This is a genomic window from Bacillus cereus group sp. BfR-BA-01524 (assembly GCF_022662595.1).
GTDB classification, from domain to species: domain Bacteria; phylum Bacillota; class Bacilli; order Bacillales; family Bacillaceae_G; genus Bacillus_A; species Bacillus_A thuringiensis_S.
Genome location: NZ_JAKUDW010000012.1, coordinates 81,257 through 94,225, shown reverse-complemented (window position 1 = coordinate 94,225; position 12,969 = coordinate 81,257). Strand labels below are relative to the sequence as shown.

Here is a 12,969-nt window from a genome sequence, read left to right as displayed (position 1 = left end):
AAAGAAAAATAAATAGATTTATAGTTTAAAAGGCTGTCGTGCATAACGACAGCCTTTTAATTTTTTGTTGCAAATGAAGTGATGCTCTGTAGTAAAAAAGAAATGATTTTAGAATTCCATCTGTCCTCATGATGAATCGTATAAATGTTACGCTGAAATTCAAATTCAGGGATTGGTATATAGCATAGCTCATTTCGTTGTATTTCTTGCTCGATAGCAAGTTTAGAAATAAAGGCAATTCCATTACCATATTTTAAAATTTGTTTCATCGTTTCTAATGAGTCTAATTCAATTTCAGATTGGAATGTAATGTTGTGCGCTAACGTCCATTGTGTAAGTAAATCTCTCGTTGTAGATGGATTACGATGCAATAGTATGCGTTCCTTTTCGATATTTTGTAACGATACATTGTCTTTCTTTGAAAAATGATGTTCTTTGGAAAAGGCAAGAACAAGTGTATCGGGCATTATATTCGTTTGTTTTAAAAGTGGTTCATCAAATGGAGCATCGGAAATTATCCCAAGATCGATTTCGTGATTTTGTAGCATCATTCGAATTTCAGGGGCTGTTTTCACTAGTAGTGTTATTTTTATATTGGGAAATTCACATTGAAATTGATGAACGACTTCTGGCAAAAGATAAGTCGCTGGTACATAACTAGCACCAATTGTTATAGCACCTTTATGAAAATCTTTAAACTCTTGCGTGACACGTCTAGCTTCTTTCATAAGTGCATCTATTTTAGAAGCATAATGATGCAAAGCCTCACCAGCTTCTGTTAAGAAATACCTTCCAGAACGTAATTCGAATAAAGACACACCGAGTTCTTCTTCTAAGCTTTTTATATGAAATGTAATAGTTGGTTGTTTAACGCCAAGTTTTTCTGCAACGATTGTAAGCTTTTTGTATTTCTTAATAAGTACTACAATTTCTAATTTTAAGAGATTCATTATGAATTGCCGCCTTTTTTATTTTAACTATAGAAAAAATCTATAGAAATAAATAGTTTATTAGAAGTTTTTTAATTTAATCTTTACAGTACATTAACATTCAGTATAAATCTTCCATATAGAATGAAAGCAGGTTAAGAATGAGGGGAGAGAGGTGAAGCAATGGATATTAAAATTAGTGGATTAGAAAAGACATTTGGAAAAACACAGGCGTTAAAGCCGTTGCAGATTGTAATGAAACAAGGGGAATTCACTACACTTTTAGGGCCTTCGGGGTGTGGGAAAACGACTTTACTTAGAATGATAGCAGGGCTTGAAGAACCGGATAAGGGAGAAATATATTTTGGAGACCAGTGCATGTATTCTGCTACAAAAAAGATAAAGACATCTCCTCATGAACGGAATATCGGTATGGTATTTCAAGATTTTGCTTTATGGCCGCACATGACTGTTTTTGAAAATGTTGCATTTGGTTTAAGGGCTACAAAGCAAACGAATCATTTACGAGAAAAAGTAGAAGATGCGATAAAGCGAGTTCGCTTGCAAGGTATGGAGAAAAGGTATCCACACGAACTTTCTGGTGGACAGCAACAACGTGTCGCATTCGCTAGAGCAATTGTAACAAAACCTCATTTTATTTTGTTTGATGAACCACTAAGTGCACTTGATGCAATTTTGCGAGAAGAAATGAGAATAGAGCTTATGGATATCGTTCATTCCATTGGTTTAACTGCACTGTATGTCACTCACGACCAAACAGAAGCAATGTCAATGTCAGACCAAATTATTGTCATGAAACAAGGAGAAGTATTACAAAAAGGAACACCGGAAGATATTTATGTGAAACCGTCTCATGAATTTGTTGCCAAATTTGTTGGTAAGGCGAATTGGCTTGTAGAGGGTAAAAAAATGATTCGTCCAGAGCATGTGAGTTGGACAAAAAATGATGTGTGCGAAATGTATACAGGTGAAATTAAGCACGTTACATATGTAGGGGAACGTTATGAAGTGAAAATAAATATGGGGACTTTAGGCATCTGGACAGCCTATAACAATAGTAAGCTAAGCATCGGGAAACCAGTATCGTTATATGTACCAAAAAAATGTATTCATCATATAGGGGGAGAATCGTATGAAGAAATTCAGTTCGCTTAAGTCTTTATTTGTATGTACTTTACTATTTTCTACTGTAGTAACAGGTTGTAGTTCAAAGACAGGTAATGCAGATGCAAAGAGTAAAAATTCGAATGAAAAGAAAATTGTTGTATATAGTGCAGGACCAAAAGGATTAGCAGAAAAAATACAAAAGGACTTTGAAAAGAAAACTGGTATAAAAGTGGAAATGTTTCAAGGGACAACTGGAAAAATTTTAGCGAGAATGGAAGCTGAAAAGAAAAATCCAGTCGTTGATGTTGTCGTACTCGCTTCTTTACCAGCGATGGAAGGGTTAAAGAAAGAGGGGCAAACGTTAGCTTATAAAGAAGCGAAACAAGCTGATAAGCTGCGTTCTGAATGGTCAGATGATCAAGGACATTATTTCGGGTATAGTGCTTCAGCATTAGGAATTGTATACAATACAAAAAATGTGAAGACAGCACCTGAAGATTGGAGCGATATAACGAAAGGAGAATGGAAAGGGAAAGCGAACCTTCCAGATCCAGCACTTTCAGGTTCAGCATTAGATTTTGTAACAGGATACGTGAAAAAGAATGGACAAGATGGATGGAATTTACTTGAGCAGGTTAAGAAAAATGAAGTTACAGTAGCAGGAGCAAATCAGGAAGCGTTAGATCCAGTTGTAACAGGTGCGAAAGATATGGTAATTGCGGGTGTTGATTATATGACGTACAGCGCAAAAGCAAAGGGGGAACCTGTTGATATCGTATATCCAAAAAGCGGAACAGTTATTAGCCCACGTGCAGCGGGGATTATGAAGGATAGTAAAAATGTAGAGGGTGCAAAAGAGTTTATTGATTATTTATTATCAGATGATGTGCAAAAACAAGTTGCTAAAGCGTATTTATTGCCAGGTAGAACAGATATAAAAGCTGAAAATAGACCAAATGTAGAAGAGATTCCAGTATTAAATATTGATTGGAAAACAGTTGAGAAAGAGCAAGATGAAATAGGAAAACAATTTAAGAAAGTATTTCAATAAGATGGTGATTCCATGGTAAATCGATTCGTATCAGTAAGACAAGTTGGAATGACGGTAGCGTTATTACTTGTGGTGATGTTAATCGTCATTCCACTTTTTCTTATTTTATTTTCTAGTGTATATGAAAATAGCAGTTGGAATTTTTTAAAGCCTTTTGAAGTGATGCAGAGTGGTGGATTAGCTGGGATTTTTCTAAATTCGATGCTTCTAGGTGTACTTGTTGTAATAGGAGCTACAATATTTGCATTTCCATTGGCATTTATTATGAGCAAAACAAATGTAGGAAAGTATAGTAAGTTAGATATTGTTTTTATGATTCCATTTATGACACCGCCGTATATTGGATCGATGGGCTGGGTTTTGTTCATGCAACCTAACGGCTATTTTGAACAATTTCTTCCGATGCTAAAGACGATTTCATCATCGTTTTTTAGTTTAGGAGGTATGGTCTTAATTATGAGCCTGCATTTATTCCCATTCCTTTATTTCATGCTGAAAAATACGTTACTTCAGATTGGGAGTAGTAAAGAAGAAGCTGCAGCAGTTCATGGCGGAAGTTTTTTCTATCGTTTAAGAAAAATAATATTGCCGTTATTAGTATCAAGTTATGTAATGGGTGCTTTACTCATTTTCGTAAAGACGATTGCTGAATTTGGAACACCGGCTACATTCGGACGTAGAATAGGATTTCACGTATTAACATCAGAAATTCATAAATTTATTTCGAGTTGGCCAATTGATTTTAGTAGTGCAACAGCATTATCTTCTTTATTACTTAGTGCTTGTATGCTCATTTGGTATATGCAAAATGTATTGAATCGAAAGTATTCATATGCAATGGTTAGTGGAAAAGGTGTGAAATCTAAAAGGTATACATTGTCTATATTTACGCGCGTTGTAGCATGGATGTATGTAATTGGTTTATTAATCGTATCAATTGGAATTCCATACTTTTCTATACTTATTGCTTCTTTGTCAAAATTAAGAGGCGGCGGATTACATGTAAATAACTTAACAACAAGCCATTATGAGGCATTGTTTACGATGGGATCTCCGGGATTAGAGGCTTTATGGAATAGTTTTCTTTTTTCGCTCGTAACAGCGATTATTGCGGTAATTATTGGAGTCTTTTTGGCACTTATGATTCGAAAGGGGAAAAAATCCTCTGAAAAGTGGCTTGATATGTGCGGTATGTTACCGAATATGGTACCAGGAATCGTTATGGTGGTAGGTCTTATTTTGTTTTGGAATTCACCATATATGCCCCTGTCAATTTACAATACACCAGTCATGGTTATCGTAACGTATGTTGTTCTTTTTTTACCTTACACAGTGCAGTATGTAAAATCATCACTTGGACAAATTGATGATTCTCTCATGCAGGCCGGAAGTATTTTTTCTGGAAATTATATTTATATTTTTAGAAAAATAATATTGCCTCTTATTATCCCGGGTATTCTTGCTGGATGGGCGATGACATTTACAATTTCGATAAGAGAGTTAGTAGCATCGCTTCTCGTATTACCTCCATCAGTAGAAACGTCAGCAACATTTATTTTTGCTCAATTTGAACAGGGTGAAGTATCTATAGGAATGGCGATGGCCGTTGTTTCTGTTGGACTTACAACAATATGCTTATTACTGCTGCAACATATGGAGCAAAAACGAAAAGGGGTAGCATGATGAGAGTGGAAGTATGGGGAGGAGCAGGAGAATACGGTCGCTCCTGCTATTTTGTAAAAAATAAAGAGGCGAAAATATTATTTGATTGTGGTATTAATCGATCATATGAGAATAGTTATCCAAAAATAGAGAGAGAAGCTGTTCCGTTTTTAGATGCGGTATTTTTATCACATATTCATGAAGATCATACGATGGGTTTACCTTTATTAGCGAAGTATGGATATAAGAAAAAAATTTGGACGACTCGTTATACGAAGGAGCAACTGCCGTTATATTATGAAAAATGGAGAAACTATAATGTGATGAAAGGGTGGAATTTACCTTATATCGACCAAAATATAAAAGATTTAAATTATGTATGTATTGATGAGATTAGTAATCCAAATGAATGGATACAAATTACTCCTACATTGCGGTTTCAATGGGGATATAGTGGGCATGTATTAGGAGCTGTTTGGTTTTTAGTTGATATGTGTAATACATACGTATTTTATTCAGGCGACTATTCAGCAGAGTCTAATATACTACGAGCTAATTTACCTGAGAAATTGGGCCACAATATAAAAGTTGCAATTGTAGATGCCGCTTATCACACAGATGATGTTTCGCAAAATGAAAGATTAGACGATCTATGTGCAGAAATTGAACGAGTTATGCAAAATAAAGGAATAGCATTATTACCGCTGCCACAACTTGGTAGGGCGCAAGATATAGTATTGTATTTATATGAACGATATAAAGAATTTCCTCTTATAGTAGATAAAGAAATCTTGGCTGGATTTGAAGAGATGTTCGCATATAAAGATTGGATAAAAAATAATGAAGAATTTAAATGGATTATGGAGAGGTTAAAAAGAAACATAATAGTGATGGATAATGACATTAGTATGCAAAATAGTTACGGAATAGTTGTAATGAGTGATGCGAATATGCAAACGAAACGAGCACAGTTATACTATGAACAGCTTCGGAATGAAAAACGTAATTCCGTTATTTTTACTGGGCACATTGCGAAAGGGAGTTTTGCAGAAAGAGTTATGAAAGAACCTGTAAGGAGTACATGTAGGGTGAAGCGAGTTCCGTATAAAGTTCACCAAAGTATAAGAGACGTTAAAGAGATGTTAAATACATTATTACCAGAACATACGGTGCTAGTACACGCTTTGAAAGAGGATACAGATCGATTACAACAAAAGCTAAGTACAGCAGGATATGAAAATGTATATTCACTTGCAATGGAACGTATAGAAGTCATTTAAAATACAAAGGGGATAGGTATATGAAAAAAGTATTTGTATTCGTAAGCATTTTCTTTTGTTGTTTCCTTTATAACGTTAAGGAAGGGTTTACTGCTAGTCCAATGAAACCTAGTTTTGAAGTGAAGTTATTATTAAAGCCAGAACAAGTATTAGGTTATAACAAAGAGATGAAGCAAGAGGTGCTAGAACATTTCCATGCTGGTACAAAATATGAAAGAATACAAGTGCAATTTTTAGATACTGCGAATAAAAGTTTAAGCGATGAAGGTTGGTTTGCTAGAATTCGAAAGAAAGAATTTAGTAAAGATTTTGAACTAACATATAAAAAAAGATATCCTATTCAAAATGGTGTAATTCAAGATGCACTAGAAGTAGCTAAAAAAGAAGGATTCGATAGTAATACGGATAGTTATGAGGCGGAAATAGATTGGGGATTTGAGAAGAAAACATTAAGCATTTCAAATAAGAAAAGCTACAGTACTAAAGGATATGGGATACTTGATTTACCAAATGAACAAGCTGCTCAAAACATGTTAATAGAAAAATTACCAGGGAAAATGAACAAATGGTTGTATACAAATTGGGGAGAAGAAATGTTAAAGAATTCTCGTATTTACGGTCCTGTATTAATGAAACGATATACAGGAGAGTTTGAAAACATAAAAGCAAATATTGAAATTTGGCCATTAAGTAATACCGGAAAATTAGAAGATGACTTCGTAATAGAAGTGTCATTTAAAACAAATGAAGAAAGTATTGCGACAAAACAAAGGGAATTATTAATGGGGAGTTTAGAGAAAAAAGACTGGTTGTTACCGAAAGATAGTTTAAAGACAGAGCTTATTTTTCAGTAAATGAGAAAAAAGGAATCCATATTTCGTGGATTCCTTTTTATATATGAGTATTAAGCTAAATCATGTACAGAGATAATAAAGTTGTTTAATTTACAATAAAGTCATTTAAAAAATAATATAGTTGTTTAAAAATCCTTCTTCTACTAACGAGGCAGGTTAGTGGAAGAAATAGCAAGTGGGTTTAACTAGGAGAAGTGTCGATGACATTAAAGAAGACACCGAGGTGTCTTCTGTTTTTTAAATTAAAAATATCGATAAATTAGGATTTATTTACTTAACATTATACTTATTTTCGGACCGAGGCATCTAATCGGTGAGTATATACAAACCAAGTAATGCTTGCTGTTAATAATGTTGACGAAATTAAAGCTGTAAGAACACTATATGTTTGCCAAATAAGTATCGTTGACCAATCGAGGGCAAAAAACATTATACACTGGGCAATCGTAGCGATTAGGAAAATAATTGTTACGATTGTTCTCTTTTTTGTCATTGGCTGCTGCTCATTCGTTTTCCTTTTTCTTAATCCTAAGAAAAATAACAGAACGGCTAATAGGCAAAGAATAATTGTGGTAGACGACAAAATGATGTCCAAAAGCTGTGTGCCGCTTATCTCATATGACTGAGTTAGATTGCCGTTTAATATATTTTTAACTTTTAGTACCAGGTTTATATTGGTATTTGCGCCGTTGCTCAGTAAGCAGATGGCTGTTCTTTCATTTGGCAGTATGGCTACTTCGGTACTAAAATTTGGATTACCCCCAGTGTGTTCTATAAACGTTTGTTCGGCGTTTACCGACCAACCTGCCGCATAATACATATCATTGACAGCCGAAACAGACATATCACCCCTATGTGATTTTTCGATAGCCCTGTGAAATATTTCGGGTATGTCCTGCACAATACCCATCTGTATGCCCATCCAACGCGCCATATCTTTTGTATTAGAAATGATATAGCCGGCAGGTTTATTCCCAGCATAATCCGGAGCGTTAAATGGAGTTGTTATAAAAAAGGAAGAACGGTAGCCCTGTGCTAACTGTCCAGTGGCTTGAGCATCTTCTTTATAAACATACGTCTGGTGAAGACCTAAGGGTATAAATACCTGCTCCTTCATAAAGTCTTCATAGCTTTGTCGTGATACAATCTCAATAACCAAACCCAATACGTCATAATTAACGGTTCCATAGTTATATTGTTCACCGGGAGAGAACGCCAATTCTGCATCTACCAGCGTTTCCACGGTCTTTTGCAACATATCAGGCGTATTACCTTGTGGAATATTTTGAAGATGTCTAATATTTGTTAGGCCGCTGGTATGGTGAAGAAAGTTATTTAGTGTAAGGTTTTGCATATCAACAGGTTTACCTTGATACTTTAACGTAAACCAAGGTAAATATTTTTGGATAGGGTCAGTCATTGATAGCAGCCCTTGCTCTTCCAATAGCAAAATCCCCATACCAGTAAAAGCTTTACTCACCGAGGCCAACTCATAGAGTGTATTTTCACTTGCAGACAGTCCCTTTTCAAGATCTGCATACCCAGAAGAAAAGTAGAACACTTCACCATCAGCAAGTATTGAGAGTGACATTCCAGGCACACCTGACGTACGACAGGCATCATCTAGCAATGCTTGTATTGCCACAGATTTCGAATCTGACAACGCATAACTTTGTGTTGCGAATCCTGAGAATAATATAAATATCGTTAATACAAAAACAATAGTCTTTTTCATACACTCTCCTTTCTGAAGAATTATAAGGGTATAAATAACTTATTTTTATAACTATAAACTAAATTCTGATTTATATTTCTATTTATCTATATAATATCAAATAATTGTGAAGAGTTACACTTAAACTAACGGGGGCGTTAGTTTAATAAGAAGTAAACAACTTTATTATTCATTTTTTAAGCATTACATAAGCAGATGGATATAATTTGAAACAACTTTAAAGAGCCTTGCTGCATATAGAATGTAGTAAGGCTCTTATCTTTTTTAGTCAAAATTCAATAACTTTATTATCACTATACAAATCAGCTGATACGAACATATCACTGTTTTGAAGATTTTTAGAGCGTAAACTATAAGCAACTACCTTCTTTTTATATTGTTTTACAACATCAACATGCTCTTCATGACTGTAAATATAAAATGTGAAATCTTTTTTACCACGTTTTGCATTGATAATTAAAGGAGTGCCTTCATTATGGGGTGGTGCATAATAGCGATCTAAAAATAAACCTTCGTTAAAATCATGAATAATTTTTGATTTCTTTTCGCCTTCTACGTTATTTCCGTGAATTGTAATAGTCACATTCTCTTCGTCAAGTTGTGGATGTGTTTCGTACTTGCTAATAATGGATTCAATAACAGTGTTAGGAAGGCTAGAAACGATAATTTTAAATGCTCCAAATACAACTAACATCACAATAAACCAAGTCGTCATAGTATATCATCCCCTTTATTCTATTTAATAATATAACTCATATGGTAATAGTACATATGGTGAAGTTTTGTATAATTTGTGAAAAATATGCCATTTTTACGAACGAAATGTTAGAAAAATCAATTTTGTTACAAAAAGTTGAAATTGAAGTATTTTAAAAGAAAAAGGTTTATAATAAAAATATAACTAATAACAACATTACTAATTATAAGGAAGTGTAACTATGAGTACTGTAGCAATCGTGTATGGTATTATTCTTTCTACAATTATCGTTTTATTTTTCGTTGGGGTTTCACGTTATATTCATAAATGGAAAGAATGCGTTGCGAAATTAAATCATATTGAAGAAGAACTTAGTGATTTAATGTTACATCATGGTAAATAAAAAGATAATTTTTTAACGAAACAATGTGAAGAATATCACAAAGCATGCTCTCATCATGAAAGCATGTTTTTTTGTTATGTGAATGTTAGACATATTCATGAGATTTTTTCGTGCAATACAGTGTGAAATAAAATAATAATTCTTTATGTGTAGGAAGAGTTATTCTGTTTTGTATAATTTTGTAATTTAGTTCGGTATAATTATGATATAGAAGGAAATTTGTTAGAGGAGGTATATTGTGACCATATTAAAGATTATAGGAATTGTTGCAGGAGTGATTATAGTAGCAATTATAGCTTTCTTTGTCATAATGAAGTATTATTTGTCAAAAAAAGATTCTGATTACGTATTAACCTATATAAAAGAACATAAAGACGATGAGACATGTTCATTACTGATTAGAAAAAATGGTGAGATATTAACATCTATAAATGAAAATAAAAAATTGCCATTAGCGAGTACGGCAAAAATCGTAATAGCAGTTGAATTTGCTAAGCAAGTGTCAGAAGGAAAAATAAGTCGTGATGAACAAATTTCATTGCACGAGCTAGAAAAATATTACGTTAAAGATACTGATGGTGGAGCACATCCTAACTGGTTAGAAGATGCCAAAGCGAGAGAATTAGTGAAAAATGGACAAATCGCTTTAGAAGAAGTCGCTAAAGGAATGATTCATTATAGTTCTAACGCAAATACAACATATTTGTTAGATAAGCTTGGAATAGAAAGAGTAAATGAAAGTATAAAAGAGTTAGAGCTTACTAGTCATGATAAGTTCTCTTCGTATACAGCTTCACTATATATGAGAGGGTATGTAGAAAAAGAGCTTCATAAGCCAGAAAATCAATCATTAGAAATGATACGTAACATGTCAAAGGATGAGTATAATAAACATGTGTTACAAATTCATGAATGGATGAAAGATGAAGAAGAATGGAAAAAACGTGAAATTCCATTAAAGGTAGATATGGAATTTCAGCGAATTTGGTCAGATCGATTAGTGAGTGCAAACGCTAAAGATTATATGAGTATAATGGAAAAAATAAATAGTAGAAATTATTTTCCTAAATTAATGCAAGAAGAAATCGAGAATATTTTCAAAGGAACAGTTAATAATAGTAAGTTAGAATTTGCGGGGCAAAAAGGTGGTTCTACCGCATTCGTATTGACAAAAAGCTTGTATACTACAGATAAGAAGGGGAATAAAGTAGAAGTTGTAATTATGTTTAACGATATAGAAGATCAAGTTGTATATCAAAAGCTGAGAAATAATATAAATTATTTTATTCAAGATGCTATAACAGATGAAGAGTTTAGAAATAAATTATAATAAAATAATTTTATTATGTAAACAACATACTATTAAAGGTAGGTATTGAGATGAGGTTGAATGAGTATATGCTTGAAACGTTTCCGAATTTAGAACTTAGACCACCTCTATTTTATAATTGGGATATTGGTATTCGTTTTAGATTAGGTGTGGACTATGATTGTAATAACATTTATGAAAATTGTCTATATTTAGAAGGCGTTTATAAAAGGACGATTACTTTATTTCAGTTTTTACATTCAACAAAAGATGATATTTATATTGTAGTGGATGTAAATGACTATGCAAACGGTGAAATTTTCAAACAGAAATTGAATATCTTTTCTAAGTATGTCAAAGAGAAGTCCGATTTGTTTAAGTTACAGAAAAATACAATCCCTTATGTTTTTCCAGAAGAAGATGAAGATGGAGCATATAAAACACATAGATATACTTTGAAATGTAAAATCTCTGACTTTACATACATTCCTATGCTAAAAGCAATTTGTAATCAAGATATGGGAATAAAACCGAGTATTTTTCATAGGGTGTATTTTATAAATGTTAACAAGAATACTATATTTCACGTTTATGATGATAGAGGTTGTGATGTATTAGCTACCTCTCCTGATACAATTAGGGATATTTATAATACATATAATGATTGGATATTAGAATACGATAGAAATAAAATTGATAAAGTATTTAATTGAATGTAGTCTATTTTAAATGAGGGAAACACCATATGGGGTGTTTCCCTTTTATTAATATGAAAATCAACATTTAAATTTGAAAGCACTTATTATAAAGGTAAAGGGATTTGATGGTAATGTATTGAATTTGGGTAGAAACGGAAAAAGGAGATGAATAAATGACAACAATCTATTTCGTTCGCCATGCCCATTCTACCTATACAAAAGAAGAACGGGAGCGACCTTTATCTGAAAAAGGTTACTTAGATGCAGAGAATGTAACACGCTTATTAAAAGATAAACATATTGATGTTGTGATTTCTAGCCCGTATAAAAGAGCAATCCAAACTGTACAAGGAATTGCGAATACATATAAATTATTAATACAAACAGAAGAAGATTTGCGTGAAAGATTATTGAGCACAGAACCGGTATCAAATTTTAATGATGCTATGCAGAATGTGTGGGAAGATTGGAGTTTTGCATACGAAGGCGGAGAATCGAATGATGTCGCACAAAGGCGCGCTGTAATATGTATGCAAAATATATTAAAACAATATGAAGGTAAGAATATTGTAATAGGTACGCATGGAAATATTATGGTATTACTCATGAATTATTTTAATTCGAAATATGACTTTGAGTTTTGGAAAACACTTCATATGCCTGATGTGTATCAATTAAATTTTGATAAAAATCGTTTCATTTCTGCTGAAAGAATAGAGAAAACAGGTCATCGGTTAAATATTTTGTAAAAGTTTATCAAAAAAAGAGGAAAGAGAGAAGTTATTGTAGAAGTATGACTTTGTAACATAAAAAATATATGTTAAAGGAGGCTGTTTACATGTTTGAGAAAGAGAAAGAAGGGCTTATTGAAGTTCAAAACGTATATGAAATTGCACCAGAAGATGGAACAATTATTGGTATGGCAACGGAAGAAGAAATGGAAATTGCTGCTGAACTAGAGTTACAGTACTATGCCCATTCTCGTTTGTTAGAAGCAAATATTCAGTTAGACGGTTCCTCCTACAAAGAGTTACTTCAGGAGTTCCAGGAGTACGAAAGAAAATCAATGAGCTTTTGGCGAGCGATACATAAACGTTTAGCTGTGCCATGGGCGTGGGTACTACGTATTGATGTTGCGAATGGCCCTATATATGTAAGTAATGGAAGTTCATATTACGAAGAAATCGATGATGAAGAAGATTATGAATAGATAAGTAAGGAAG

General features: G+C 33.3%; 14 protein-coding genes. 11 read left to right on the top strand and 3 right to left on the bottom strand.

All coding sequences use genetic code 11. The features are described 5' to 3' along the window. Positions 1-56: 56 nt before the first annotated feature. A complete protein-coding gene (locus MR170_RS06330) occupies positions 57-950 on the bottom strand; it encodes a LysR substrate-binding domain-containing protein (RefSeq protein WP_242307772.1) in 894 nt (297 codons plus the stop codon). A gap of 162 nt (positions 951-1,112) precedes the next feature. On the opposite strand from MR170_RS06330, the gene MR170_RS06325 reads away from it, so the two are divergent. The 5 genes from MR170_RS06325 to MR170_RS06305 are packed head-to-tail and all read left to right on the top strand — an operon-like array spanning position 1,113 to position 6,904. Continuing rightward, positions 1,113-2,105: an ABC transporter ATP-binding protein gene (locus MR170_RS06325; RefSeq protein WP_098628986.1), complete on the top strand. Its 993-nt coding sequence runs from the start codon at positions 1,113-1,115 to the stop codon at positions 2,103-2,105. Continuing rightward, positions 2,083-3,108 carry an ABC transporter substrate-binding protein gene (locus MR170_RS06320; protein ID WP_242307770.1) on the top strand — a complete coding sequence of 342 codons (1,026 nt, stop codon included), beginning with the start codon at positions 2,083-2,085 and terminating at the stop codon, positions 3,106-3,108. The genes MR170_RS06325 and MR170_RS06320 overlap by 23 nt, the downstream gene beginning before the upstream one ends. Before the next feature lie 12 nt (positions 3,109-3,120). After that, entirely contained in the window at positions 3,121-4,791 is a 1,671-nt protein-coding gene (locus tag MR170_RS06315; RefSeq protein WP_242307768.1) for an ABC transporter permease, read from the top strand. After that, entirely contained in the window at positions 4,788-6,050 is a 1,263-nt protein-coding gene (locus MR170_RS06310; protein WP_242307765.1) for an MBL fold metallo-hydrolase, read from the top strand. The genes MR170_RS06315 and MR170_RS06310 overlap by 4 nt, the downstream gene beginning before the upstream one ends. A gap of 20 nt (positions 6,051-6,070) precedes the next feature. Next, positions 6,071-6,904, top strand: coding sequence for a hypothetical protein (locus tag MR170_RS06305; protein WP_242307762.1), 834 nt, complete (start codon positions 6,071-6,073; stop codon positions 6,902-6,904). Positions 6,905-7,190: 286 nt separating this feature from the next. Here the strand turns inward: MR170_RS06305 and MR170_RS06300 are convergent, their stop codons facing one another. Then, positions 7,191-8,639: a serine hydrolase domain-containing protein gene (locus MR170_RS06300; protein ID WP_048565278.1), complete on the bottom strand. Its 1,449-nt coding sequence runs from the start codon at positions 8,637-8,639 to the stop codon at positions 7,191-7,193. Between the two features lie 268 nt (positions 8,640-8,907). Continuing rightward, positions 8,908-9,354 carry a YfmQ family protein gene (locus MR170_RS06295; RefSeq protein ID WP_029441929.1) on the bottom strand — a complete coding sequence of 149 codons (447 nt, stop codon included), beginning with the start codon at positions 9,352-9,354 and terminating at the stop codon, positions 8,908-8,910. A 41-nt stretch (positions 9,355-9,395) separates the two neighbouring features. On the opposite strand from MR170_RS06295, the gene MR170_RS06290 reads away from it, so the two are divergent. From MR170_RS06290 to MR170_RS06265, 6 genes are all read left to right on the top strand, one after another. After that, the gene (locus MR170_RS06290) at positions 9,396-9,512 is read left to right on the top strand and encodes a hypothetical protein (RefSeq protein ID WP_001987133.1); all 117 of its coding nucleotides are present in this window, start codon (positions 9,396-9,398) and stop codon (positions 9,510-9,512) included. 65 nt (positions 9,513-9,577) lie between these two features. Beyond that, positions 9,578-9,739, top strand: a complete 162-nt coding sequence (locus MR170_RS06285) for a hypothetical protein (RefSeq protein ID WP_016088490.1) — start codon at positions 9,578-9,580, stop codon at positions 9,737-9,739. 238 nt (positions 9,740-9,977) lie between these two features. Continuing rightward, positions 9,978-11,069 carry a serine hydrolase gene (locus MR170_RS06280; protein WP_242307759.1) on the top strand — a complete coding sequence of 364 codons (1,092 nt, stop codon included), beginning with the start codon at positions 9,978-9,980 and terminating at the stop codon, positions 11,067-11,069. A 68-nt stretch (positions 11,070-11,137) separates the two neighbouring features. After that, entirely contained in the window at positions 11,138-11,761 is a 624-nt protein-coding gene (locus MR170_RS06275) for a DUF3885 domain-containing protein (RefSeq protein ID WP_016084317.1), read from the top strand. 158 nt (positions 11,762-11,919) lie between these two features. Beyond that, positions 11,920-12,495 (top strand): histidine phosphatase family protein, encoded by a 576-nt coding sequence (locus MR170_RS06270; protein ID WP_016082151.1) that lies wholly within the window; start codon positions 11,920-11,922, stop codon positions 12,493-12,495. 89 nt (positions 12,496-12,584) lie between these two features. Further along, a complete protein-coding gene (locus MR170_RS06265; protein ID WP_000461779.1) occupies positions 12,585-12,956 on the top strand; it encodes a hypothetical protein in 372 nt (123 codons plus the stop codon). Positions 12,957-12,969 lie beyond the last annotated feature (13 nt).

Coding starts and splice junctions, on each gene's coding strand:
- MR170_RS06330 (WP_242307772.1), bottom strand. CDS start 950: ATGAATCTCTTAAAATTAGAAATTGTAGTACTTATTAAGAAATACAAA.
- MR170_RS06325 (WP_098628986.1), top strand. CDS start 1,113: ATGGATATTAAAATTAGTGGATTAGAAAAGACATTTGGAAAAACACAG.
- MR170_RS06320 (WP_242307770.1), top strand. CDS start 2,083: ATGAAGAAATTCAGTTCGCTTAAGTCTTTATTTGTATGTACTTTACTA.
- MR170_RS06315 (WP_242307768.1), top strand. CDS start 3,121: ATGGTAAATCGATTCGTATCAGTAAGACAAGTTGGAATGACGGTAGCG.
- MR170_RS06310 (WP_242307765.1), top strand. CDS start 4,788: ATGATGAGAGTGGAAGTATGGGGAGGAGCAGGAGAATACGGTCGCTCC.
- MR170_RS06305 (WP_242307762.1), top strand. CDS start 6,071: ATGAAAAAAGTATTTGTATTCGTAAGCATTTTCTTTTGTTGTTTCCTT.
- MR170_RS06300 (WP_048565278.1), bottom strand. CDS start 8,639: ATGAAAAAGACTATTGTTTTTGTATTAACGATATTTATATTATTCTCA.
- MR170_RS06295 (WP_029441929.1), bottom strand. CDS start 9,354: ATGACGACTTGGTTTATTGTGATGTTAGTTGTATTTGGAGCATTTAAA.
- MR170_RS06290 (WP_001987133.1), top strand. CDS start 9,396: ATGGTAATAGTACATATGGTGAAGTTTTGTATAATTTGTGAAAAATAT.
- MR170_RS06285 (WP_016088490.1), top strand. CDS start 9,578: ATGAGTACTGTAGCAATCGTGTATGGTATTATTCTTTCTACAATTATC.
- MR170_RS06275 (WP_016084317.1), top strand. CDS start 11,138: ATGCTTGAAACGTTTCCGAATTTAGAACTTAGACCACCTCTATTTTAT.
- MR170_RS06270 (WP_016082151.1), top strand. CDS start 11,920: ATGACAACAATCTATTTCGTTCGCCATGCCCATTCTACCTATACAAAA.
- MR170_RS06265 (WP_000461779.1), top strand. CDS start 12,585: ATGTTTGAGAAAGAGAAAGAAGGGCTTATTGAAGTTCAAAACGTATAT.